Origin of the sequence: Mesorhizobium sp. CO1-1-7 (genome assembly GCF_020164885.1) — a bacterium.
Classification (GTDB): Bacteria; Pseudomonadota; Alphaproteobacteria; order Rhizobiales; family Rhizobiaceae; genus Mesorhizobium; species Mesorhizobium australicum.
Map to the genome: position 1 here is coordinate 63,384 of NZ_JAIUHA010000014.1, position 20,215 is coordinate 83,598.

Sequence of the window (20,215 nt, forward strand, 5' to 3'; positions counted from 1 at the left end):
TATCACAGCCGCGGACGTGGGAGCCGATTGGAGCAAGATTGGTTGCATGGCGTTGTTGAGTCGTAAAATTGTCGGGGACAGGCGTTGCAGCGGCGAGACCGCCTTCGAAGCGCCACGTGCCTCATCCTTCACCCCTGAACGGGTTGTCCGCTGGATTGCGGTGCCGGGCGTCAGCGCCGCCGTCGGCCTATGGCTGATCGGCACCATGGCCGGCCTTAGCTCTGTCGGTGCCTCGCTTTCGGTCACGTCGGTCGGCCTGCCGCAGACGCTGTCCATGCCGGGCACGCTCGCTCTCGCCGATCCGCTGAAGCAGCATTTCCTCAGCTCTTCGGCGCCCTTCATGACGGCCAATGCCCATGGCGGCGCGCAGGCGCTGCACGACCATGCCGTACAGTGCGGTGCCAGTTGCTTCAAGCTGGCCGCGATAACCTCCAAGGCGGAGAAATCCGGGCGCCTGGTGGCGCAGGCCAAGCCAACGCCGGCGAAGTCGAAATCGCAGCAGCGCTTCGAACTGATGGAAGCGTCGCTGTCGCCGACAAAGCTTGCCGCTGCCTTCGCCGGCGCGGGAAAGCCTGCGACCGCGGCCAGCACCCATCCAGTGATTTCCAGCGCCACTCCACGGATCACCGAGGCGTCCCTCGTGCCGTCCGTCCGGGTCATGGCCACCCTATCCAACGACATGCCGGCTCCGGCGGCGGAACGCTTCGCCCGCGCCGAAACGGGTTCCGTCGTGCAGACCGCGCCGGCGCCGATGGGCTTTGCCCAATCGGAAACGCCCGACAACGCGCAACTGGCGCTTGCCCTGGTCGAGTCGATGCCGGTCGAGGACGAAGCTTTCGCCTCGCCGCTGCCGATGACCGAATCCTCGCCCGATGTCGCGGTGGCGCCTGTCGAGACCCAGCAGGAACAGCCGGGCGACGCCGCTTCGCTGCCGGATGCGCTCACCGACGACGTGCCGCTGCCGACCCGCCGCCCGCAATATGACGCGCCGCGGCAACCCCGGGTCGTGGAAGAGGACAAGCCGGCCGCACAGCCCAGGACCTTGGAGCAGAAGCCGGCGCCCCAGCCGAAGCCCGTCCAGCAAGCCAGGCAGCCGGCCCGGCAAGGCCGGACCCGTGATGGTGGCGACGTGCTGGCCTATGCCAAGCCGGACACGCCTTCGGGCGGCCTCGGCCAGGCATTCAGGAACCTGTTCAACGGCCCGAGCGCCGGAAGCGGCGCCGGCCATGGGGTCGCCGTCTACGACATCAGTGCCAAGACCGTCTACATGCCCGACGGCCAGCGGCTCGAGGCGCATTCCGGCCTCGGCGCAATGGTCGACCAGCCGCGCTATGTCCACGTCAAGGACCGTGGCCCGACGCCGCCCAACACCTACAATCTGTCGCTGCGCGAATCCCGCTTCCACGGCGTCGAGGCGATCCGCCTGACCCCGACGAGCGGCGGCAACAAATACAACCGCAACGGCCTGCTCGCGCATACCTACATGCTGCGGGGCGGTCGCGCCGAATCCAATGGCTGCGTCGTCTTCAGGGACTATTCCCGCTTCCTCGCCGCCTTCAAGAAGGGCAAGGTCACCCGCCTCGTCGTGGTGGATCGCCTGAACGGATCGGCGACCCGGGTCGCGTCGAACGGAAGCGGCGCTTGAGATAAGGCGAAACCGTCCGCCACCTCCTGACAGCCTTCTGTCAGGAGCCTGACGCGACCGCCGGCCCGTCCTCATCGCGCTCTTTCCATTTTGGCCGAGAAATCCCATATTCGGGACATGGCCAAATCCCCCGATAAAAGAACGCCGCCGACGGCGAATGAGGACCGCGCCGCGCCGAAGCGGCGCAGCCCGCTGACCGATTTCCTCGACGCCTCGGAACCGCTGCACAAAGGCGGCTTCGCCGAGATGCCGCAGGCCGAATTGTCGGGCACGCCGCTGACCGGCTCGATCGCCGATTGGGCCGAGCAGATCGAGCAGGAGGCTGAACGGGAAGGAAGCGCCGCGGGCAAAGGCGGCGGCGCCAAGCCGCCGAAGAAAATACCCGAGCGCTCCGCCGCGCCGGGCCGCACCGCGCGCGGCACCTCGATGGGCGGCGCCGCGTCGGCCCGCGAACGCACGGCGGCCGGCCTCAATCCGGTCGCCGGGCTCGACATCTCGCTGGAAGAAGCCGAGACGATGTCGTCCAGTGGCGTCACCGCCACGGTGGCCGCGCTCTCGGCGCTAATCGAATCCGGCAATCCGCTGCACAAGGACGGCGTGCTGTGGACGCCGCACCGCCCTGCCCGGCCGGAAAAATCCGAAGGCGGCATCGCCATCAAGATGGTGTCGGATTTCGAGCCCGCCGGCGACCAGCCGACCGCCATCAAGGATCTGGTCGAGGGCGTCGACAACAACGACCGCACCCAGGTGCTGCTCGGCGTCACCGGCTCCGGAAAAACCTTCACCATGGCCAAGGTGATCGAGGAGACGCAGCGCCCCGCTCTGATCCTGGCGCCCAACAAGACGCTGGCCGCGCAGCTCTATTCCGAGTTCAAGAAATTCTTCCCCGACAACGCGGTGGAGTATTTCGTCTCCTATTACGATTATTACCAGCCGGAAGCCTACGTTCCGCGCACCGACACCTTCATCGAGAAGGAATCCTCGATCAACGAGCAGATCGACCGCATGCGCCATTCGGCGACGCGTTCGCTGCTCGAGCGCGACGACGTCATCATCGTCGCCTCCGTATCCTGCATCTACGGTATCGGTTCGGTCGAGACCTACACGGCGATGACCTTCCAGATGCAGATCGGCGACCGGCTCGACCAGCGCGCTCTGCTCGCCGATCTCGTTGCCCAGCAGTACAAGCGCCAGGACATCAATTTCGTGCGCGGCTCGTTCCGCGTGCGCGGCGACACGATCGAGATCTTCCCGGCCCACCTTGAGGACCGCGCCTGGCGCATCTCGATGTTCGGCGACGAGATCGAGGCGATCACCGAGTTCGATCCGCTGACCGGCCAGAAGACCGGCGAGTTGAAGAGCGTCAAGATCTACGCCAACTCGCACTATGTGACGCCGCGCCCGACGCTCAACCAGGCGATCAAGTCGATCAAGGAAGAGCTCAAGCACCGGCTGGTGGAACTCGAGCGCGCCGGCCGTCTGCTCGAGGCGCAGCGGCTGGAGCAGCGCTGCCGCTTCGACCTCGAAATGCTGGAAGCCACCGGCTCCTGCGCCGGCATCGAGAACTATTCGCGTTACCTCACCGGCCGCCAGCCTGGCGATCCGCCGCCGACGCTGTTCGAGTACATTCCAGACAATGCGCTGGTCTTCATCGACGAGAGCCACGTCACCGTGCCGCAGATCGGCGGCATGTATCGCGGCGACTTCAGGCGCAAGGCGACGCTGGCCGAATATGGCTTCCGCCTGCCCTCCTGCATGGACAACCGACCGCTGCGTTTCGAGGAATGGGACGCAATGCGGCCGCTCTCGGTTGCCGTTTCGGCGACACCGGGCGGCTGGGAGATGGAACAGGCCGGCGGCGTCTTCGCCGAACAGGTTATCCGCCCGACCGGCCTGATCGATCCGCCGGTCGAGGTGCGCCCGGCCAAGAGCCAGGTCGACGACGTCGTCGGTGAGATCCGCGACACCACCAAGGCGGGATATCGCACACTGGTGACGGTGCTGACCAAGCGCATGGCGGAGGACCTGACCGAATACCTGCACGAGCAGGGCGTGCGCGTGCGTTACATGCACTCCGACATCGACACGCTGGAGCGCATCGAGATCCTGCGCGACCTGCGCCTCGGCGCCTTCGACGTGCTGGTCGGCATCAACCTTTTGCGCGAAGGCCTCGATATTCCCGAATGCGGCTTCGTCGCCATTCTCGACGCTGACAAGGAAGGTTTCCTGCGTTCGGAAACCTCGCTGATCCAGACCATCGGCCGTGCCGCCCGCAATGTCGACGGCAAGGTCATCCTCTACGCGGACCAGGTCACCGGTTCGATGGAGCGGGCGATGGCCGAGACCAACCGGCGCCGCGAGAAGCAGATGGAGTGGAACGCCGCCAACGGCATCACGCCGGAATCGGTCAAGTCGCGCATCTCCGATATTCTGGACTCGGTCTACGAGAAGGACCATGTCCGCGCCGACATCTCGCAGTTCACCGACAGCGCCGGCGCCATGATGGGCAACAATTTCAAGGCCCATCTCGACGCGCTGGACAAGCAGATGCGCGACGCCGCCGCCAATCTCGACTTCGAAAAGGCGGCCCGCATCCGCGACGAGATCAAGCGGCTGCACGAGATGGAATTGTCGATCTCCGACGATCCGCTGGCGCGCGAGGTGGAAGGCCAAAGTCCGGCCTCTGGCCGCGAAAAGGGCAAGCACAACAAGGGCGTGGCCAAGCATCGGACGTTGGAGGAACAGGAACGGTTCCGCAAGCTCGATCAGGCACGCGCCGCCGAAGAGGCAGCCAAGGCCGCCAGGCCGAACCTCTTCCGCAAGCCCGATCTCGACGAGATGGGCGCCGACGGCGCCGTGCCGGTGAAGAAGCCACTGTTCGCCAAGCCGTCACTGGACGATATGGGACCTGGTACCGACATGCCGACGCCGTCAGGCGCGGTGTCGCGGTCGCTGTTCAAGAAGCAGTCGGCGGAAGAAGCGCATGGCTCCGACTTCGGCATCCCCGGCGATGCGACCAAGCCGCTGTTCAAAAAGAACTCGCTCGACGAGATGACGGTGCGTCGCACCGAAAAACCGGTAGAGGGAAAAGTCCCGGCGAAGCCACAGCCAATCTCCCCCGTGGAGGAGATGTCCGGCAGGACAGAGAGGGGCGCGAAGGATCGCGGCGATGCCGACAAGCCTATCGTCCGTCAACGCTCCGGCATCGGCTCCTACGAGGACCAAGGCGACGCCCGCCGCGAAAAGCGCCGGCCGGGCAAGACAGGCAGGCCCGGACGGTAGCAATTCTTCGCGCCCCCGCTGTCCCTCCAATATAGATCAGCTTTTCTTGCCGCCTTGCCAGTCGTGGGACGAACCTATACGGGCCTTTCAATTCTGCTCTTCCGCTCCGAAAACCATCAGCCAACTCCCCCATGAAACCCAGAGACATCGCCGCCTACGTCTTCCTGGCTGTCACCTGGGGACTGTCGTTCCTGGTGCTGCTCAAGGTGGTACATGCCTTTGGCTGGGTCGGCGCGGTCACCTTGCGCGCGCTGATCGCCGGCATCACGCTCTTTCTGCTTGCCGCCGCGACGCGGCGACGGCTGGATTTCAGCGCCGGCTGGCGGCATTTCGCCATGGTCGGCGCGACGACGGTGGCGGCGCAGCTGATCGGCCTGTCCTATGCCACGCCGCGCATCGGCACGGCGATGGCGGCCATCCTGGTTGCCGCCATCCCGCTGTTCTCGATGATCATCGGCCAGCTCTGGGGGCTTGAGCGCATCGCTGTTCGCGGCCTGGCCGGACTGCTGCTCGGCGCTGCCGGCATCATCGTCCTGGTCGGTTTCCCCGCCGTTCCGGTCACCGCATCCTTTGCGATCGGCTGTGCCGCCTCGCTGTTCAGTTCCTTCTCGGCGGCATTCGGCAGCAACTACGCCAATCGCCATTTGCGCTCGGCCGGCTCGCTGGAACTCACCAGCGCCGCCTTCCTGTTCGGCGGCCTGATGACGCTGCCGCTGCTGCTCGCCGTGCCGGTGCCGGCCATGCCGCGCCCTGTCGACTTCCTCTACCTGGCCATACTGGCCTGCGTGATGAGCGCATTGACCTATGTCGTGTATTTCCGGCTGGTGGCCAGCATCGGAGCCACCAGGACCATCAGCGTCGAATTCGCCGTGACCACGATCGCGGTGCTGGCTGGAACGATTGTGCTCGGCGAGTCGCTGACCCTGATCCAGGGCTTCGGCGCGGTGGCAATCATCGGCGGCTGCATACTGGTGCTGGACCCCTTCCCGCGCCGCTTGAAAGCGGCGGCCTTGCCATCAGCCTCGCCTTTGATGTAGCCAGTCGTCACACTCGAACGTCTCGAAAGGAGGGCTCACGTGTTTACGTTCTATCGTCACCATCGTCAGCGTGGCCCGATTTCCGCCCTGCGAGCCAGCTTGCAGGGCTGACCAGGGACGGTCCGGGTTTTCCCGCTTCGATTTTTGGTCTGCCCTTCGTGGTGTGCAACGCCTGGCCTGATGGCCGGCACGCGCACCGTCAAAGTGCATGAGCCGGCATTCCGGCAAGACCAGAGAAATCAAAATGGCCCTGATCAGCTTCAAATCCCTCGGCGTCACCATGAGTGCGCCGCTCTTTTCCAATCTCGACCTCAGCATCGGCAACGGCGACCGGCTCGGCATCGTCGCCGCCAACGGCCGCGGCAAGTCGACCTTGCTCAAATGCCTGACCGGCGAACTGGAACCGACGACAGGCGACATCAGCCGCACGCGCGGTCTGCGTGTCGGCCATGTCGAGCAGTCCGTTGCCCCTGCCCTGCTTGGCCGCACTTTTTACGAGGTTGTGGCTGAGGCGTTACCGCCCGAACAGGCCGACAGCGAGATGTGGCGCGTCGATGTGGTTCTCGATTCGCTTGACGTGCCCGAGCCGATGCGCGGGCGAGAAATGCAGGCACTGAGCGGCGGCTGGCAGCGGCTGGCGCTGATCGCCCGCGTCTGGGTCACCGATCCCGACATGCTTTTGCTCGACGAGCCGACCAACCATCTCGACCTTGCCCGCATCAGCCAATTGGAAACCTGGCTCAACGCGCTGCCGCGCGAGGTGCCCGTCATCATCGCCAGCCATGACCGCGCCTTCCTAGACGCCACCACCAACCGGACGCTGTTCCTGCGCCCGGAACAGTCGCCGGTGTTCTCCCTCCCCTATTCCCGCGCCAGGGAGGCGCTGGACGAGGTTGACGCGTCGACCGAACGAAAGTTCCAGCGCGACATGAAGGTGGCGCAGCAATTGCGCCGGCAGGCGGCCAAGCTCAACAATATCGGCATCAATTCCGGCAGCGACCTGCTGACGGTCAAGACCAAGCAACTCAACCAGCGCGCGGAAAAATTGGAAGAGGCCGCCAATCCGGCTCATCGCGAGAAATCGGCGGGCGCGATCAAACTCGCCAATCGCGGCACCCACGCCAAGGTGCTGATCACGCTTGACGACGTGGCGGTCGAAACGCCCGACGGCACGCTGCTGTTCAGGACCGGCAAGCGCCACATCTGCCAGGGCGACCGCATCGTGCTGCTCGGCCGCAACGGCGTCGGCAAGTCGCGCTTCGTCACCATGATCCGCAACGCCATCCTCGAGCCGGACACGGTGCGGAATGTGAAGGTGACGCCGTCCACCGTGCTCGGCTACAGCGACCAGGCGCTGTCGGGCATCAGCGGCGACGACACGCCGCTGGCGATGGTCTCGCGCCGTTACGATGTCGGCGAACAGCGCGCCCGCTCGCTGCTTGCCGGCGCCGGCGTGGTCATCGAGATGCAGGAGAAAAAGATCGGTGTTCTGTCGGGCGGCCAGAAGGCACGGCTGATGATGCTGGCGCTCAGGCTCGCCAATCCCAATTTCTATCTGCTCGACGAGCCCACCAACCATCTCGACATAGACGGCCAGGAAGCGCTGGAGGAAGAGTTGCTGAAGCACCAGGCAAGCTGTCTGCTCGCCTCGCACGACCGCTCCTTCATCCGCGCCATCGGCAACCGCTTCTGGCTGATCGAGAAGCGGAAGCTGACCGAAGTCGAGGATCCGGAGAGCTTCTTCCGCGAGGTGGCTGAGGGAACCGGCTGAGCGGCGGGAGATCGGCATGCCTGTAAATTATTTGCTTACAGGGTTCTTGATTTGTGTAAGCGATCTGTTTACATATGTCATGATCAAATCGTTCAAGAACAAGGCGCTGTCCGACCTTTTTCAAACCGGAAAAACCGGCAAGATCGATGCCAAGATGCACAAGCGCATCCTTGTTCGGCTTGACCGCCTGGAAGCATCGGAAAAGCCGGAGGAGATGAACCTTCCCGGCTTCGACTTCCATTCGCTGAAAGGCCTCGATCCCATCCGCTACACGGTCCACGTCAATGGTCCGTGGTGCATTACATTTGAATTCGACGGTAACGACGCCGCCCGCGTCGATTTCGAGCAATATCACTGAGGCGGCCAGATTGGAGAAGTTCGACGTATGACCGTGCACGAGCCGACGCGTCCGATCGAGCGTTGCCCCTCCCACCCGGGAGCGCTGCTTGAGGACATTATCCCGGCAACTGGAAAGACCAAGGTGGAAATTGCAAATCTGCTCGGGATATCCCGGCAGCAGCTCTATGACATTATCCGCGAAAGGAAGCCGGTTTCGCCGGCGGTGGCCGCTCGCCTTGGGAAGCTGTTCGGCGACGGCGCCGCGATCTGGCTTCGGATGCAGGCGGCTTTCGATGCCTGGCACGCCGAGCGTGAGGTCGATGTTTCGGCTATTCCCACGCTCAAGGTCGCATAGGCTCTCCTCGGCGACGCCTGAACGAGATGTAAATGCTGACAAAAAATTTTCCGGGCAATCTGTCGGATCGCCCGTTGCGGCCCCGTCCTTGGGATGCCGACACGATGATGCCGGCGCCAAACCAGGGAGAATTCGTCATGTCCGTCCTGTCATCCATCGGCCGCATCGCAACCCGGTATGCCGCGGCGCGCGCCCGTCACCGCAGCGAACGCATCCTGCTGTCGCTGCCTGCCGCGCTGCGCAAGGATATCGGCTTTCCGGAAATCCTCGACACGCGGAACAACCGTTGACGCTCGCCGCCTCTCAGGCGAGCGCGAATCAATCATGTGTATCGCCCGAAAGCGGCGTCGCACGCATCGACGCACGCCTTTCGAAAGCCTCGAACCAGCGCGTCAGCCGCGCCCGCGAACCAAACGACGGAAGATGACGGAACGCCATCCAGGACAGCGTGGTGGCTAGCGCAATATGTCCAACATGGAGCGGCGCCTCGTCGTCAAGGGCGCCCTCGGCCCAGTCGTAGGTCGCCTCGATCTTCTGCCGATATCCTTCGGCAAGAGCATCATAGCGCAGCTGTTCGGGTCTCCTTTCCGTCTCCCAGCGCAAGGCGATGCCCGTCTGCGCAAGGCCTTGGGCGGCCGATTGCAGCCGCAACGCCTGCCAGCGTGCCTCGCCGACCTGCGGCAGCAACTTCCGGTCATCATGCAACGTATCGAGATAGGCGCAGATGACGTCGGAATCGAAGATCGCCGGCGCACCCGGACGCAGCAGCACCGGCACTTGGCCTAGCGGGTTTTCGGCGTGGACACTGGCGTTGTGCAAGGTCGGGCTGGTTTCGTGATGAATGACCTGGAGCTGATCGGCGACGCCTGCCTCATGCGCGAAGACCAGCGCCTTGCGCGCGAAAGGTGAGTGGGTCTGATAATAGAGGATCATTGTCGTCTCCGGGCTGAGTAGGCGGCGCGCAATCCAACTCTTTTAGCTTGGGAGCCGAGAGAATTGCGCTCTGATTGGAAGCCGCCGACGCAAGTTCGTTGCACGCCTTCCCAACCCATCGGTTGTCGCCCGGCCAAAAATTTTCGGCGTCCTGTAGGATTGCCGTCATCTCATCCGTCCTATGGTCCGCAAGGCCAAACCAACGTGAAGAGGAACATGCAATGACCGACCAGACCCCACCCCGGCCAAAAGTGCTTGGCGGATTGACCCCCTATATTCAGGTCGACGGTGCCATCAAGGCGGCCGAGTTCTACAAGAAGGCTTTCGGGGCCGAGGAAGTCTTTGCCTACCCGGCGGACGAAAAAGGCCGCACCATGCATATCCATCTCTATATCAACGGCTCGACACTGATGCTGGGCGACGCCTATCCGGAACACGGCCATCCGCACCAGGTGGCGCAGGGCTATACGCTGCAGCTCCATCTCGGCAAGGATGATATCGACGCTTGGTGGAAGCGCGCCGTCGACGCCGGCTGCGAGGCCGTCACGCCGCTGCAGGTGATGTTCTGGGGCGACCGCTGGGGCCAGGTGAAGGATCCCTTCGGCGTCGCATGGGCAATGAACGCACCGACGGAATAGGCTTTAGCGAGCGCGCCCCTCGCCGAGGGGATGCGCCCAATCGCGCCGGGTGTATCCCCGCCGACCCGGCGTTCGAATTCAGCAAAGAGGAGACCACCATGTCCTATGTCGATGGCTTCGTGCTTGCCGTGCCGAAGGCAAATCTCGATGACTATAAAAAGCTCGCCAACCTCGCAGGCCCCATATGGATGGAACATGGCGCGCTCGCCTATGTCGAATGCATCGGCGACGACGTGCCCTATGGCGAAATCACCTCGTTTCCGCGTGCCGTTCAGGCCAAGGATGATGAGATCGTCGTTTTCTCCTGGGCCGTATACAAATCCAGGCAGGATCGCGATGCGGTGATGGCCAAGGTGATGGCCGACCCTCGTCTGCAGCGCGATATGGCCACGATGCCGTTCGACGGCAAGCGCATGATCTTCGGCGGCTTCCAGCCCTTCATGGAACTTTGAGACAGCTCGACCGCCGTTCGCAGGCCGGCCTTACCGCGCTATCGGCCTATCCGAGCTTATCCAGCAGTGGTTTCAGCCTGTCGCCATAGCGCTTCCACAGATCGACCGAGCCCTGGTACATGGGCTGGCGCACCTGCGCGGCCGACGCCGTGCGCACCGGCCTGTCGGTCTCGTGGAACGACAGCACGGCATCGTCCCATGGCAGGCCGAGATAGTCGATCAGCGCCCGGCTCTGCCCATCCTGGTCGGCGACGAAATCCTCGTAGCGCACATCGTGCACGACGCCGGGCAGCACCTTGTGCCAATGCGCCATGATGTCGGTGTAGAGATTGTGGAAATCGGCGAGCTCACCGAGGTCATAGCCATAGCGGTGGCTGTCGCCGCGGAAATGCACCTTGTAGATCGACAGGCATGTCGCCGCCGCATCGCGGGCGCAATGGATGATCCTGGCCTTCGGCAGCATCATGTGGATGAAGCCGACAAGCAGGAAGTTGCCCGGCATCTTGTCGGTGACGTGGCGCATATGCGGATATCGGGCATGCAGCATGTCCAGATAGGCCTGCCCCGCCTCGGCGAAATCCCTATCGTCCGTGTCGGCCACGCCCCAGGGGAAGCCGCCTGGCATGTTCGACGGGAACTGCTTGCCGACCGCCGTCTTCAGGATGCTGAGCTCGCCCGCGCCATAGACCTGGGGGTGACTGGCGATGATCTGTTCGACCAGCGTCGTACCCGAACGCGGCATGCCGACGACGAAGATCGGCGCGTCGTCGGCAATCGGGCTCGGTCTGTGCTTTTCGAAGAAGCCGGCATCGAACACCGTCTTCATTGCCTCGAATTCGGCGCGCGTCTTCACCGGGTCGTAGTCGATGCCCTTGCGGCGGATGGCATTGCCCTCGGCGAAATAGTCGAAGGCCCTGCCATAATCCTTGAGATCGTCATTGGCCTTGCCGAGGCCAAACGACAGCTGCATGCGTGCCAGGCTGTCCTGAGGCGCCTTGGCGTGCTGCGCCTCCATGCCAGCCATTTCGGCATCGCGCTCCTTCTGGCGCTTGACCTGCGTCAGCATCAGCCACGCGCGGGCCATGCCGGGCTGGATCGCCACCGCCTGCCGGAACAGGCCGGTCGCCTCGTCGAGCTTGCCCTTTTCCATCAGCCCGACGCCCAGTCCGTGCAGCAGGTCGGCATCCCTAGGCCGGATGGTCAGTGCCTCCTGGAAGACAGCCAGCGCCTCGTCGAGGCGTCCGGCTTCCTGCAGGGTTTCGGCAAGCCCGATACGGGCGCGCACGTGGAATGGATTGCGCTGCACCGTGCCGCGATAGATGTCCTCGGCCTCGTCGAACCGGCCGATCTGCTTCAGCGACGAGCCGAGATTGTCGCGCGCCGCGAGCTGCTCCGGCCGCAGGTCCACCGCGCCGCGGAAGAAATCGATCGCCGCCGCGACACGGCCCAGATCGCGCATCACCGTGCCGAGATTGTTGAGGAAGTCGGGATTGGTCGGCTGCAGCTGAACCGACTGTTCGAGGAAATCCATGCCTTCTTCGCTGCGCCCCGTCTGGTGCAGCAGCAACCCCAGGAAATGCGCCGCGGCCGCGTGTTTGGGCTGACGCGTCAGCACCTGGCGGTAGATCGCCTCGGCCTCCTGCCGGCGCCCGGCCTGGTGCAGTTGCAATGCCTGCTGCACATACTGGTCGAGGCCCAGCGGCGGCTGTCCTCCCCCGCCAGACTTGGCCGCGCCAGGCTTGGTCCCCGCACCCGCCGCTCTTCTCTGATCTCTGTTGATGGGACACCTACCGTGTTCGTGCGCCTGCCGCGATCTAGGCCATCGGCGTTACAGGTTCAAGGCTTTGCTTGATTCTGCGCCTCACGTCGCGGCGAAAGCGATCAAATCAGGCGATTGGTCTCTGCAACCTGCCTGGCCCGCCTCACAGTTCCATCGGTATCGGAGATCGTTCGCCTTGCAGCCTCGTCGCTTCTGATGGTCAGCCGCGCCGACTGGACGGCCATCGGCTTTCCGGCAGCGCCAATGGGGTACGTGGCGATTGACCTGACGATCGGATTGATCGCCATGCTCTTCCCTTTCGAAGTTCTGATTGAATCCATGGCTTTATCCCTTTTAGAAAAAATAAAAACATGGGCGCCGAGGAAAAACTCGGCACATCCCGAAGAAATTTTCGAAGATATCCGCAGACATAGCAGATTTATTCCAAAATTTATATCCGTCTATTTTTCAAATCGAAGCAAGGAATTTCGTTATTACTCTTGAATAGAGCGCCGATTTCTGTTATATATCACATATGGTTTGGGCCAGAATTGGCATCTCGCGGCGTCAGAGGTTCTCGACCCGCCAATCTCATCCCAAAAGGCCAGGACAATGCCCGACCGCACCACCCGTTCCATCGCCCATTTCACCGCGCCATTCATGCTCGGTGGCCTGGAAGGACAACTGCCGGCCGGCGACTACGACATCGATCAGGACGAGGAGTTGATCGAGGGCATGTCGCGGCTTGCCTGGCGCCGCGTCGCCACCTTCATCCATCTGCCGGCAAAGGCGGTGAACAATCCGCTCACCAGCCAGCTCGTCGCCATCGACCACCTGGACCTCGAAACCGCGCTGGTGCGCGACCGGGAGAATGCAGCATGATCCGTTTTCAACAGAATGCGCGACCGCGCACCGACACCCCCTCGCATCTCTTCGCCATCGGCCAGACCGTGCGGATGAAAAGCCGGACCGGCTTGGTCAACAAGGCCGCGGAACTGTTCGAGATCAAGAGCAGGCTGCCGGTCAAGGACGGTTCCCCGCAATACCGCATCCGCAGCGACCAGGAGACCCACGAACGGGTCACCACGGAAGACAATCTCGAACTGGCCGACAATCCGGCCAGCTGAGCGGAGGCCGGCCGACACACCGCGCAACCGCAAACGCCTCGCGGCGTTGAGCCTTCACACCAGATGCAGGAGTTTTGCGATGTCCCTCACCGCCTTTGCCCTCAACTGTTCGCTGAAAGCATCCAGCGACAAGGAAAAATCGTCCACCGACAAGATCATCGCCGATCTGCTCGCGGCGCTCAAACCGCATGGCGTGGAAGGCGAGGTCGTGCGCACGCTTGATCATGACATCAAGCCTGGCGTGCTCTCCGACATGGGCAGGGGCGACGACTGGCCTGGCCTGCGCGAAAAGATCCTGGCCGCCGATATCTTTATTCTCGGCTTGCCGATCTGGTTGGGCCAGCCATCGAGCGTCGCCAAGCGCGTCATGGAGCGGATGGACGCCTTTCTCGAGGAGACCGACGACAAGGGCCGCATGCCGGCCGCCGGCAAGGTGGCCCTGGTGGCGATTGTCGGCAACGAGGACGGCGCGCATCATTGCCATGCGGAGTGCTTCCAGGCGCTGAACGATGTCGGCTTCACCATTCCCGCCAATGGCGGCGTCTACTGGGTCGGTGAAGCCATGCATGACGTCAATTACGTCGACCTGCCGAAAACCCCCGCCAAGGTTACCGAAGCCATCGAAATGGCGGCCTCAAACGCTGCTCATCTGGCCGGCCTGCTCAAGAGCAAAGCTTATGTTGGCGTGGACAAATAATGGCCTTCCCCTCATGCGGGAGACGGCAGAATCTCAGCACGGCCCCTCGCCGACGATGCGGTAGTCCGAGGCCCGCGCCTCGCAGGCGTTGGGGAAGGTGCGCATCTCTCCATGCCGGCGGGCGCACACCGGAGCATATTCGCGGGTGCAGAACGTCTTCTCGCCACCGCCATCACCGCCATCACCGCCGTGACAGGCGCCGTCACGCACGATGCGGTAACCCGCCCGATCGGCCAGACAGGCATTGGCGAAGGTCTGGCGATCTCCGCCGCGCCGGGCGCAGACCGGCTCGTATTGCTTGGTGCAGAATTGCGGTTCAGGGCGCGGCGGACGCGGTCGCGGCCCAGGTCCGTCATCGACGACGACCGTGCAGGCGGCAAGAATTGCCGACAGGAAAAGGACGGCAAAAACCTGCCGTGAAAAGATCGCCGCAAGAAACCTCATGATCGTCTCTCCCTCGATCCCCGTCCCGGTCCGTACCGCCCAAGACTGCGTGGCGGTTCGTTGATGATGATATCGATCAAAACAAGATTTGGATCAGTCACCCAATGGCGTGAGCGTCGTCATTCCACCGCCAATTGCAACCCTTGTTTGCGCTTCTGTAGGAGAACGACACCCGAACCGGTGGGCCCCAGCTGCGTCCCCGGCAATCGTCGCTCCTGGCCCATCCATGACCGGTGCTGTGGGCCGATGACCCTTCCGCCAACGAAGCCTATTTGCGGCCGGTCGACGCTTTGATCGGTCGATTTTTGCGTCGGGATGCGCCCATGGCGGCGGCCCGCGGCGCTATCTTGCAACCTTCACGTTTCCGTGCGATAAATTGTGTGTTCGGGCATTTGCGACCCGGAGAGCGGAACGTTTTGGACGACCTTTCCCCGATACTGTGAATCTCTGACGGCCCCGTTTTTCGGCGGGGGGTTTGACCATGCGCCAATGCATGACTGCCGAAAGCAACCACCAGGAACTGCCCTCGACGCCAGGTGGCGGGCAGGACCACCAAGACTGAACGGGTGAAGGAGTTTCCCCAATGGCCCAGACCGGCACCGTTAAATTCTTCAATGCGACCAAAGGCTTCGGTTTCATCACGCCCGACGGCGGCGCCAAGGACGTGTTCGTCCACATTTCAGCGATCGAGGCCTCGGGCCTGCGCACGCTCGTCGATGGCCAGAAGGTCACTTTCGACGTCGAGCCGGACCGCATGGGCAAGGGCCCGAAGGCGGTCAACCTGCGCGCAGCCTGAGCGATCGGCGCGCGCGCATCCCAGGCGGATGGGCGAACGAGGAGCTTGACCAGCACCTGGGCAGGCAGACGGATTTTTGAAAGGCGCGGCGGTTTTCGCCGCGCCTTTTTCATGTCCGCCGCGCAGCGCAGACTCGTCTCATCCGGAAGTTCATCCCGGGTCCGGGCCAATGACGCGCATCAAAACAAGCACTTAAAGCGACGTGCTTTAAGTGCCAGCAAAACTTTCTCTTGCCGATAGCGCTAAAATAAAGGACAAATTTGCATTCGGGCATTTGCCGGCCCGAGACTGGAGTTTATGGGATCAAAGGAGCTTCCCATGCCGCAGACCGGCACCGTCAAATTCTTCAACCATGCCAAGGGCTTCGGCTTCATCACACCGGATGATGGCGCGAAGGATGTCTTCGTCCATATTTCGGCCGTGCAGGCGTCGGGTCTCCCCGGTCTCGAAGATGGGCAGAAAGTGACATTCGACACCGAGCCGGACAAGCGCGGCAAGGGACCCAAGGCCGTCAACCTGTCGGTCGGCTGAGCCGGCTTCGGACCGGCTCCGACAGTCAGGTCCGCGCCGAAAGGTGCGATTTTGAGGCGGTGAAAGAATGCGTGCGGCCAAATTTTCGTTCAGCCCCCGTTCAGCCACGGTCCCATATTAGTCATTCGTAAAGCCGGACTGCATCCCCTGCAAGAAACTGCACGGTCCGGTACGAAGGAGACCAAGATGAACCGCATTTTCAAGACAGCCGTGCTGTCCGCAGCCGTGGTCGCCACCACGCTGGGGACCTTCTCGGCGGCCAATGCCGATGACTGGCGCCGTTGGCACCATCACGGCCATGGCCATGGCGATGCCGTGGCAGCCGGCGTTCTCGGCCTTGCCGCCGGCGCATTGATCGGTGGCGCATTGGCCAATGACCGGCCACCGCCCGATTCCGACCGTTATTACGATGACGGTTACTACGATCGTGACGTGCGGGTGCGCCCTGCCCCGGTCCGCCGCTACTACGCGGAACCGCAGGTGGTCTATGCCGACCGTTACGCCGAACCGTGGACGCGCGGCTGGTACGAGTACTGCTCGGACCGCTACCGCACCTTCAATTCCCGTACCGGCACCTTCACCGGCAGCGACGGCGAACAGCATTTCTGCACCGCCAACTGAGGCTTCCCTGCCCCAAACAAAAAAGCGTTGACCGCAAGGCCAGCGCTTTTTTGTTGTCGGTTTGTTCGGCTTCCGGCGGCGGCCCTCATCTCATTCAGGTCAAAAACGGGTTGGTTCGCCGTTCCTCGCCAAAACGCCCGCCGGGGCCATGGCCGCAGATGAAGCCGATGTCGTCGCCGAGCGGCAACAGCTTGTTCTTGATCGAGGCGATGAGGGCCGCATGGTCGCCGCCGGGCAGGTCGGTGCGGCCGACCGAACCACGAAACAGAACATCGCCGACATGGGCGAATTTGGCGGCGCGGTTATAATAGACGACATGGCCCGGTGCGTGGCCGGGGCAATGCAGCACCTCGAACACATGGCCGCCGAACGACACCGTCTCGCCTTCGGCGAGGAACCGATCGGGCACGCAGTTTCGCACACCGCCGATGCCGTAGCGCCTGCCCTGGTTTTCCAGATTGTCGAGCAGCATCTTGTCGGCTTCATGCGGGCCGATGATCTCGACGCCGAGTGCTTCCTTCAGTTCCATGGCGCCGCCGGCATGATCGATATGACCGTGCGTGATCCAGATCGCCTCGGCCGCGATCGCGTTGTCCTTCAACGTTGCCAGCACCTTGTCAATGTCGCCGCCCGGATCCACGACGACGCCATGCTTGTCCTCCATGTCGAACAGGATGGTGCAGTTCTGCTGGAACGGTGTGACCGGCACGATGCCGGCATTGAGCTGACCCATGATCGTCCTTTCGCTGTGTCAGCGATCATGTAGAGGCATCGCTCAAAACCGTCCACAGCCGGAAGGCCAAACAGTGCGTCTCCAAAGGAATGGGCGGCCGAAGCCGCCCATTCTGCGAAGCCCGAGATCGGCAGGCTTATTTCTTCATGGCGCCCATGACCGCGCCGAGAATGCCGGTCAGGATCGCGCCACCGCCGGCGCCACCGACGATGTTCTGCAGGTTGAGCGCGCTGCCCAGGCCGCTGGTCGCCGCCGCGGCCGCGTCAGGACTGATCGCACCGCCGCCAAGCAGGCTGCCGAGGATCGCCGCGCCGCCGACACCGCCGATGGCTCCGCCCAGGATTTTGGGAAGCTGACCCATTGCCGCCGTCTTGATCGCCGCGCCGACCGCCTGACCACCAATGATGCCTGTGATGATCTGAATGATGATCGGAAGAAGCGTGTTCATGTCCATATGATTAGTCCCTCCATAGCTGCCAGCCTCCCGGGCCGACACCATCATGAGACGCCGAATTGGAGGAAAGTCAAATGCAGAAACGCTGAAATAAAAGGGGCGGCCCGAAAACCGCCCCTGCTTGCGCGAAAAGCTGTGACTATCGTTATTCTGCGGCGATAGCATGCTTGGGTTGAACGGCGATAGAATAGTCGTTCATGAGATTCTTGGCGATCTCGCCGACTTCGAATCGGTAAGGGCCGATCTCCGAAACCGGGGTTACTTCCGCTGCCGTTCCGGTCAGGAAGCACTGCTCGAACCCTTCCAGTTCTTCCGGCAGGATGGCGCGTTCGATGATCTCCAGGCCGCGATCCCTGGCGAGACCAATGACCGTGCGGCGGGTAATGCCGTCGAGGAAGCAATCGGGCTTGGGCGTGTGGATCTTGCCGTCCTTGACGAAGAAGATGTTGGCGCCCGTCGCTTCGGCGACCTGGCCCCGCCAGTCGAGCATCATGGCGTCGGCATAGCCCTTGGCCTCGGCGGCATGCTTGGACATGGTGCAGATCATGTAGAGGCCGGCGGCCTTCGACCGCGACGGCGCCGTGCGCGGATCGGGCCGGCGCCATTCCGCCACATCGAGACGGATGCCCTTCAGCTTCTGCGCCGGGTCGAAATAGCTCGGCCATTGCCAAATGGCGATGGCGACGTTGATGCGGTTGTTTTGCGCCGAAACACCCATCTGCTCGCTGCCGCGCCAGGCGATCGGCCTGACATAGGCGTCCTGGAAGCCCTGCTTCTTCAGGAGCGTGGTCGACGCGTCGTTGAGCTCGGCCACCGAATAGGGAATCTTGAAGCCGAGCAGGCGCGCCGATTCATGCAGGCGTTCCGTATGCTCGTTGAGCTTGAAGATCTCGCCGCCATAGGCGCGCTCACCCTCGAAGACCGCGCTGGCGTAATGCAGGCCGTGGGTCAGCACATGAATCTTGGCGTCCCCCCACGGGACGAACGCGCCATTCATCCAGATGAAGCCGTCCAGTTGATCGAAGGGAACGGATGCCATGGTAACCTCCCGCGGGTCGCGACCCGCATATCCTAGTGTCGTTGCGTGTTCTTTTGGCAGCGCCATGTGGTTGGAGACGCCGGCCGGTGTCTGGAAGCGTAAGCGGATAATCGCGCCCTGGCAAACTCAGGAAGTTCCGGAAAAACCGGCTTGCCTCGCCTTTTCGTTCGCAATCCGCTCAAAAGCTTGTCAAAAATTACCATTGCAGGGAAATTACGTCAATAGTACTGACATAATCTCCCGTTCCCATGGAGAAATGATGACGGATAAAAGCCCAGCTGCCGGAAAACCGATCAGGACCGCGATCACCAGCGAGGACGGCATCGACTTCGCCATCATCGAACTCTTCTTCTTCGCCTATCGCGACTTCACTTCCGATCCCGATCAGATCCTGGCCGACTACGGCTTCGGCCGCGCCCACCACCGCGTGCTGCATTTCGTCAACCGCCGGCCGGGCCTGACCGTCGCCGAATTGCTCGACGTGCTGAAGATAACCAAGCAGAGCCTGGCGCGTGTGCTGAAGCAATTGATCGACACCGATCACGTCGTGCAGTTGCAGGGCCCGCGCGACCGTCGCCAGCGCGAACTCTATCCGACGGCCAAGGGCCGTGCGCTGGCGCTGGCGCTGGCGCGGCCACAGTCACGCCGCATCCGTGCTGCATTGGAAGATTCCGGCGCCACCGAACGGACCTTGGTGGAACGCTTCCTCGAAGCAATGGTCAATCCGGAACTGAGAGCTCAGATCGACGTTGGGTCCGCAAAAATGTCAGGGAAAAGCCATGGAGAGCACTGAGAGGGTCGACACCGCGGCCGCACCGGATGACGACGCACCACATCTGCTCGTGGTCGACGACGACACCCGCATTCGCAATCTTCTCAAGCAGTATCTGACCGAAAACGGCTTTCGCGTCACCGTCGCCGGCAATGCCGGCGAGGCCCGCCGCAAGCTCGCCGGCCTCGATTTCGACCTGCTCGTGCTCGACGTGATGATGCCGGGAGAAAGTGGCGTCGATCTCACCAAGGCGCTGCGCGCCGAGAAGAACGTGCCGATCCTGATGCTGACGGCCTTGTCGGAGACCGACAGCCGCATCTCGGGGCTCGAAGCCGGCGCCGACGACTACCTGCCAAAACCCTTCGACCCGCGCGAGCTGATCCTGCGCATCAACAACATCCTGCGCCGTGGCGGCCCGGCGGCGACGCCCAAGGTCGAGCAGCTGGTGTTCGGCCCCTACACCTTCCAGATCGCCAGGCGCGAACTGAAGCGCGGCGGCGAGGCGCTGAAGCTGACCGACCGCGAACAGGAGATCCTGGCGATCTTCGCCGCGCGCGCCGGCGAAACCATCCCCCGCCACGAACTCGTCGGCGACGATTCGGAAGTCGGCGAGCGCACCATCGACGTCCAGATCAACCGGCTGCGCCGCAAGATCGAGCGCGATCCGTCCAATCCGGTCTGGCTGCAGACCGTGCGCGGTATTGGGTATCGGCTCAGCGTGGAATAGAATGCCGGCGGCGGCCCAAGTGCATGGTCCCGAAAAGTGGGAACCGGTTTTCGGAAAAGATCA

At 63.0% G+C, this 20,215-nt stretch carries 24 protein-coding genes; 18 read left to right on the plus strand and 6 right to left on the minus strand.

Features of this window, described 5'->3' with window-relative positions; all coding sequences use genetic code 11:
- Positions 1 to 46 precede the first annotated feature (46 nt).
- The 7 genes from LB516_RS26690 (at position 47) to LB516_RS26720 (ending at position 8,719) form a co-directional block, all read left to right on the plus strand.
- Positions 47 to 1,645, plus strand: a complete 1,599-nt coding sequence (locus LB516_RS26690; protein WP_224720668.1) for a DUF2778 domain-containing protein — start codon at positions 47 to 49, stop codon at positions 1,643 to 1,645.
- Positions 1,646 to 1,762: 117 nt separating this feature from the next.
- Entirely contained in the window at positions 1,763 to 4,927 is a 3,165-nt protein-coding gene (uvrB, locus tag LB516_RS26695; protein ID WP_224720669.1) for an excinuclease ABC subunit UvrB, read from the plus strand.
- 131 nt (positions 4,928 to 5,058) lie between these two features.
- Positions 5,059 to 5,964 carry a DMT family transporter gene (locus LB516_RS26700; protein ID WP_015316121.1) on the plus strand — a complete coding sequence of 302 codons (906 nt, stop codon included), beginning with the start codon at positions 5,059 to 5,061 and terminating at the stop codon, positions 5,962 to 5,964.
- A gap of 244 nt (positions 5,965 to 6,208) precedes the next feature.
- Entirely contained in the window at positions 6,209 to 7,735 is a 1,527-nt protein-coding gene (locus LB516_RS26705; RefSeq protein ID WP_015316120.1) for an ABC-F family ATP-binding cassette domain-containing protein, read from the plus strand.
- 79 nt (positions 7,736 to 7,814) lie between these two features.
- Positions 7,815 to 8,093 carry a type II toxin-antitoxin system RelE/ParE family toxin gene (locus tag LB516_RS26710; RefSeq protein ID WP_015316119.1) on the plus strand — a complete coding sequence of 93 codons (279 nt, stop codon included), beginning with the start codon at positions 7,815 to 7,817 and terminating at the stop codon, positions 8,091 to 8,093.
- A 27-nt stretch (positions 8,094 to 8,120) separates the two neighbouring features.
- Positions 8,121 to 8,429: a HigA family addiction module antitoxin gene (locus tag LB516_RS26715; protein WP_015316118.1), complete on the plus strand. Its 309-nt coding sequence runs from the start codon at positions 8,121 to 8,123 to the stop codon at positions 8,427 to 8,429.
- Between the two features lie 32 nt (positions 8,430 to 8,461).
- On the plus strand, positions 8,462 to 8,719 hold the full coding sequence (locus tag LB516_RS26720; protein ID WP_015316117.1) for a hypothetical protein: 258 nt from the start codon (positions 8,462 to 8,464) through the stop codon (positions 8,717 to 8,719).
- A 28-nt stretch (positions 8,720 to 8,747) separates the two neighbouring features.
- Here the strand turns inward: LB516_RS26720 and LB516_RS26725 are convergent, their stop codons facing one another.
- The gene (locus LB516_RS26725) at positions 8,748 to 9,362 is read right to left on the minus strand and encodes a glutathione S-transferase (RefSeq protein WP_015316116.1); all 615 of its coding nucleotides are present in this window, start codon (positions 9,360 to 9,362) and stop codon (positions 8,748 to 8,750) included.
- A gap of 221 nt (positions 9,363 to 9,583) precedes the next feature.
- Here LB516_RS26725 and LB516_RS26730 point away from each other — a divergent pair, with 221 nt between their 5' ends.
- On the plus strand, positions 9,584 to 10,000 hold the full coding sequence (locus LB516_RS26730) for a VOC family protein (RefSeq protein ID WP_140664855.1): 417 nt from the start codon (positions 9,584 to 9,586) through the stop codon (positions 9,998 to 10,000).
- A gap of 98 nt (positions 10,001 to 10,098) precedes the next feature.
- Positions 10,099 to 10,452: a DUF1428 domain-containing protein gene (locus LB516_RS26735; protein WP_140617709.1), complete on the plus strand. Its 354-nt coding sequence runs from the start codon at positions 10,099 to 10,101 to the stop codon at positions 10,450 to 10,452.
- A gap of 46 nt (positions 10,453 to 10,498) precedes the next feature.
- Here LB516_RS26735 and LB516_RS26740 read toward each other — a convergent pair whose 3' ends face one another.
- Positions 10,499 to 12,133, minus strand: coding sequence for a tetratricopeptide repeat-containing sulfotransferase family protein (locus LB516_RS26740; protein ID WP_140664853.1), 1,635 nt, complete (start codon positions 12,131 to 12,133; stop codon positions 10,499 to 10,501).
- Between the two features lie 213 nt (positions 12,134 to 12,346).
- Between LB516_RS26740 and LB516_RS26745 the strand changes: the two genes are divergently transcribed.
- The 4 genes from LB516_RS26745 (at position 12,347) to LB516_RS26760 (ending at position 14,035) form a co-directional block, all read left to right on the plus strand.
- Positions 12,347 to 12,715, plus strand: coding sequence for a hypothetical protein (locus LB516_RS26745; RefSeq protein WP_224720671.1), 369 nt, complete (start codon positions 12,347 to 12,349; stop codon positions 12,713 to 12,715).
- Between the two features lie 108 nt (positions 12,716 to 12,823).
- A complete protein-coding gene (locus LB516_RS26750; RefSeq protein ID WP_224720672.1) occupies positions 12,824 to 13,093 on the plus strand; it encodes a hypothetical protein in 270 nt (89 codons plus the stop codon).
- Positions 13,090 to 13,338 carry a hypothetical protein gene (locus LB516_RS26755; protein WP_015316110.1) on the plus strand — a complete coding sequence of 83 codons (249 nt, stop codon included), beginning with the start codon at positions 13,090 to 13,092 and terminating at the stop codon, positions 13,336 to 13,338. The genes LB516_RS26750 and LB516_RS26755 overlap by 4 nt, the downstream gene beginning before the upstream one ends.
- Before the next feature lie 79 nt (positions 13,339 to 13,417).
- A complete protein-coding gene (locus LB516_RS26760; RefSeq protein ID WP_140823223.1) occupies positions 13,418 to 14,035 on the plus strand; it encodes a flavodoxin family protein in 618 nt (205 codons plus the stop codon).
- Positions 14,036 to 14,068: 33 nt separating this feature from the next.
- Here the strand turns inward: LB516_RS26760 and LB516_RS26765 are convergent, their stop codons facing one another.
- Positions 14,069 to 14,479 carry a Kazal-type serine protease inhibitor domain-containing protein gene (locus LB516_RS26765; protein WP_015316108.1) on the minus strand — a complete coding sequence of 137 codons (411 nt, stop codon included), beginning with the start codon at positions 14,477 to 14,479 and terminating at the stop codon, positions 14,069 to 14,071.
- 583 nt (positions 14,480 to 15,062) lie between these two features.
- Here LB516_RS26765 and LB516_RS26770 point away from each other — a divergent pair.
- The 3 genes from LB516_RS26770 (at position 15,063) to LB516_RS26780 (ending at position 16,427) form a co-directional block, all read left to right on the plus strand.
- Positions 15,063 to 15,275 (plus strand): cold-shock protein, encoded by a 213-nt coding sequence (locus tag LB516_RS26770; RefSeq protein WP_006202520.1) that lies wholly within the window; start codon positions 15,063 to 15,065, stop codon positions 15,273 to 15,275.
- A 318-nt stretch (positions 15,276 to 15,593) separates the two neighbouring features.
- Positions 15,594 to 15,806: a cold-shock protein gene (locus LB516_RS26775; RefSeq protein ID WP_008877668.1), complete on the plus strand. Its 213-nt coding sequence runs from the start codon at positions 15,594 to 15,596 to the stop codon at positions 15,804 to 15,806.
- Between the two features lie 186 nt (positions 15,807 to 15,992).
- Complete coding sequence (locus LB516_RS26780) at positions 15,993 to 16,427, plus strand: BA14K family protein (protein WP_015316107.1); 435 nt, start codon at positions 15,993 to 15,995, stop codon at positions 16,425 to 16,427.
- 94 nt (positions 16,428 to 16,521) lie between these two features.
- Here LB516_RS26780 and LB516_RS26785 read toward each other — a convergent pair whose 3' ends face one another.
- The 3 genes from LB516_RS26785 to LB516_RS26795 all read right to left on the minus strand — a co-directional run bounded on the left by LB516_RS26785 (position 16,522) and on the right by LB516_RS26795 (position 18,653).
- Positions 16,522 to 17,160 carry an MBL fold metallo-hydrolase gene (locus tag LB516_RS26785; protein ID WP_015316106.1) on the minus strand — a complete coding sequence of 213 codons (639 nt, stop codon included), beginning with the start codon at positions 17,158 to 17,160 and terminating at the stop codon, positions 16,522 to 16,524.
- 136 nt (positions 17,161 to 17,296) lie between these two features.
- Positions 17,297 to 17,614, minus strand: a complete 318-nt coding sequence (locus tag LB516_RS26790) for a hypothetical protein (protein ID WP_015316105.1) — start codon at positions 17,612 to 17,614, stop codon at positions 17,297 to 17,299.
- A 145-nt stretch (positions 17,615 to 17,759) separates the two neighbouring features.
- Positions 17,760 to 18,653, minus strand: coding sequence for a branched-chain amino acid aminotransferase (locus tag LB516_RS26795; protein ID WP_140617704.1), 894 nt, complete (start codon positions 18,651 to 18,653; stop codon positions 17,760 to 17,762).
- A 259-nt stretch (positions 18,654 to 18,912) separates the two neighbouring features.
- On the opposite strand from LB516_RS26795, the gene LB516_RS26800 reads away from it, so the two are divergent.
- Positions 18,913 to 19,446 carry a MarR family winged helix-turn-helix transcriptional regulator gene (locus LB516_RS26800; protein ID WP_015316103.1) on the plus strand — a complete coding sequence of 178 codons (534 nt, stop codon included), beginning with the start codon at positions 18,913 to 18,915 and terminating at the stop codon, positions 19,444 to 19,446.
- The gene (locus tag LB516_RS26805; protein WP_023770265.1) at positions 19,433 to 20,152 is read left to right on the plus strand and encodes a response regulator; all 720 of its coding nucleotides are present in this window, start codon (positions 19,433 to 19,435) and stop codon (positions 20,150 to 20,152) included. The genes LB516_RS26800 and LB516_RS26805 overlap by 14 nt, the downstream gene beginning before the upstream one ends.
- The last annotated feature ends 63 nt before the right edge of the window (positions 20,153 to 20,215 follow it).

Bases quoted from the DNA above. Each gene is read 5' to 3' on its own strand.
- LB516_RS26715 (WP_015316118.1), top strand. From the start codon at position 8,121: ATGACCGTGCACGAGCCGACGCGTCCGATCGAGCGTTGCCCCTCCCAC.
- LB516_RS26770 (WP_006202520.1), top strand. From the start codon at position 15,063: ATGGCCCAGACCGGCACCGTTAAATTCTTCAATGCGACCAAAGGCTTC.
- LB516_RS26765 (WP_015316108.1), bottom strand. From the start codon at position 14,479: ATGAGGTTTCTTGCGGCGATCTTTTCACGGCAGGTTTTTGCCGTCCTT.
- LB516_RS26805 (WP_023770265.1), top strand. From the start codon at position 19,433: ATGGAGAGCACTGAGAGGGTCGACACCGCGGCCGCACCGGATGACGAC.
- LB516_RS26705 (WP_015316120.1), top strand. From the start codon at position 6,209: ATGGCCCTGATCAGCTTCAAATCCCTCGGCGTCACCATGAGTGCGCCG.
- LB516_RS26775 (WP_008877668.1), top strand. From the start codon at position 15,594: ATGCCGCAGACCGGCACCGTCAAATTCTTCAACCATGCCAAGGGCTTC.
- LB516_RS26735 (WP_140617709.1), top strand. From the start codon at position 10,099: ATGTCCTATGTCGATGGCTTCGTGCTTGCCGTGCCGAAGGCAAATCTC.
- LB516_RS26785 (WP_015316106.1), bottom strand. From the start codon at position 17,160: ATGGGTCAGCTCAATGCCGGCATCGTGCCGGTCACACCGTTCCAGCAG.
- LB516_RS26750 (WP_224720672.1), top strand. From the start codon at position 12,824: ATGCCCGACCGCACCACCCGTTCCATCGCCCATTTCACCGCGCCATTC.
- LB516_RS26700 (WP_015316121.1), top strand. From the start codon at position 5,059: ATGAAACCCAGAGACATCGCCGCCTACGTCTTCCTGGCTGTCACCTGG.
- LB516_RS26690 (WP_224720668.1), top strand. From the start codon at position 47: ATGGCGTTGTTGAGTCGTAAAATTGTCGGGGACAGGCGTTGCAGCGGC.
- uvrB (WP_224720669.1), top strand. From the start codon at position 1,763: ATGGCCAAATCCCCCGATAAAAGAACGCCGCCGACGGCGAATGAGGAC.
- LB516_RS26730 (WP_140664855.1), top strand. From the start codon at position 9,584: ATGACCGACCAGACCCCACCCCGGCCAAAAGTGCTTGGCGGATTGACC.
- LB516_RS26795 (WP_140617704.1), bottom strand. From the start codon at position 18,653: ATGGCATCCGTTCCCTTCGATCAACTGGACGGCTTCATCTGGATGAAT.
- LB516_RS26755 (WP_015316110.1), top strand. From the start codon at position 13,090: ATGATCCGTTTTCAACAGAATGCGCGACCGCGCACCGACACCCCCTCG.
- LB516_RS26780 (WP_015316107.1), top strand. From the start codon at position 15,993: ATGAACCGCATTTTCAAGACAGCCGTGCTGTCCGCAGCCGTGGTCGCC.
- LB516_RS26725 (WP_015316116.1), bottom strand. From the start codon at position 9,362: ATGATCCTCTATTATCAGACCCACTCACCTTTCGCGCGCAAGGCGCTG.
- LB516_RS26760 (WP_140823223.1), top strand. From the start codon at position 13,418: ATGTCCCTCACCGCCTTTGCCCTCAACTGTTCGCTGAAAGCATCCAGC.
- LB516_RS26720 (WP_015316117.1), top strand. From the start codon at position 8,462: ATGCTGACAAAAAATTTTCCGGGCAATCTGTCGGATCGCCCGTTGCGG.
- LB516_RS26790 (WP_015316105.1), bottom strand. From the start codon at position 17,614: ATGGACATGAACACGCTTCTTCCGATCATCATTCAGATCATCACAGGC.
- LB516_RS26800 (WP_015316103.1), top strand. From the start codon at position 18,913: ATGACGGATAAAAGCCCAGCTGCCGGAAAACCGATCAGGACCGCGATC.
- LB516_RS26710 (WP_015316119.1), top strand. From the start codon at position 7,815: ATGATCAAATCGTTCAAGAACAAGGCGCTGTCCGACCTTTTTCAAACC.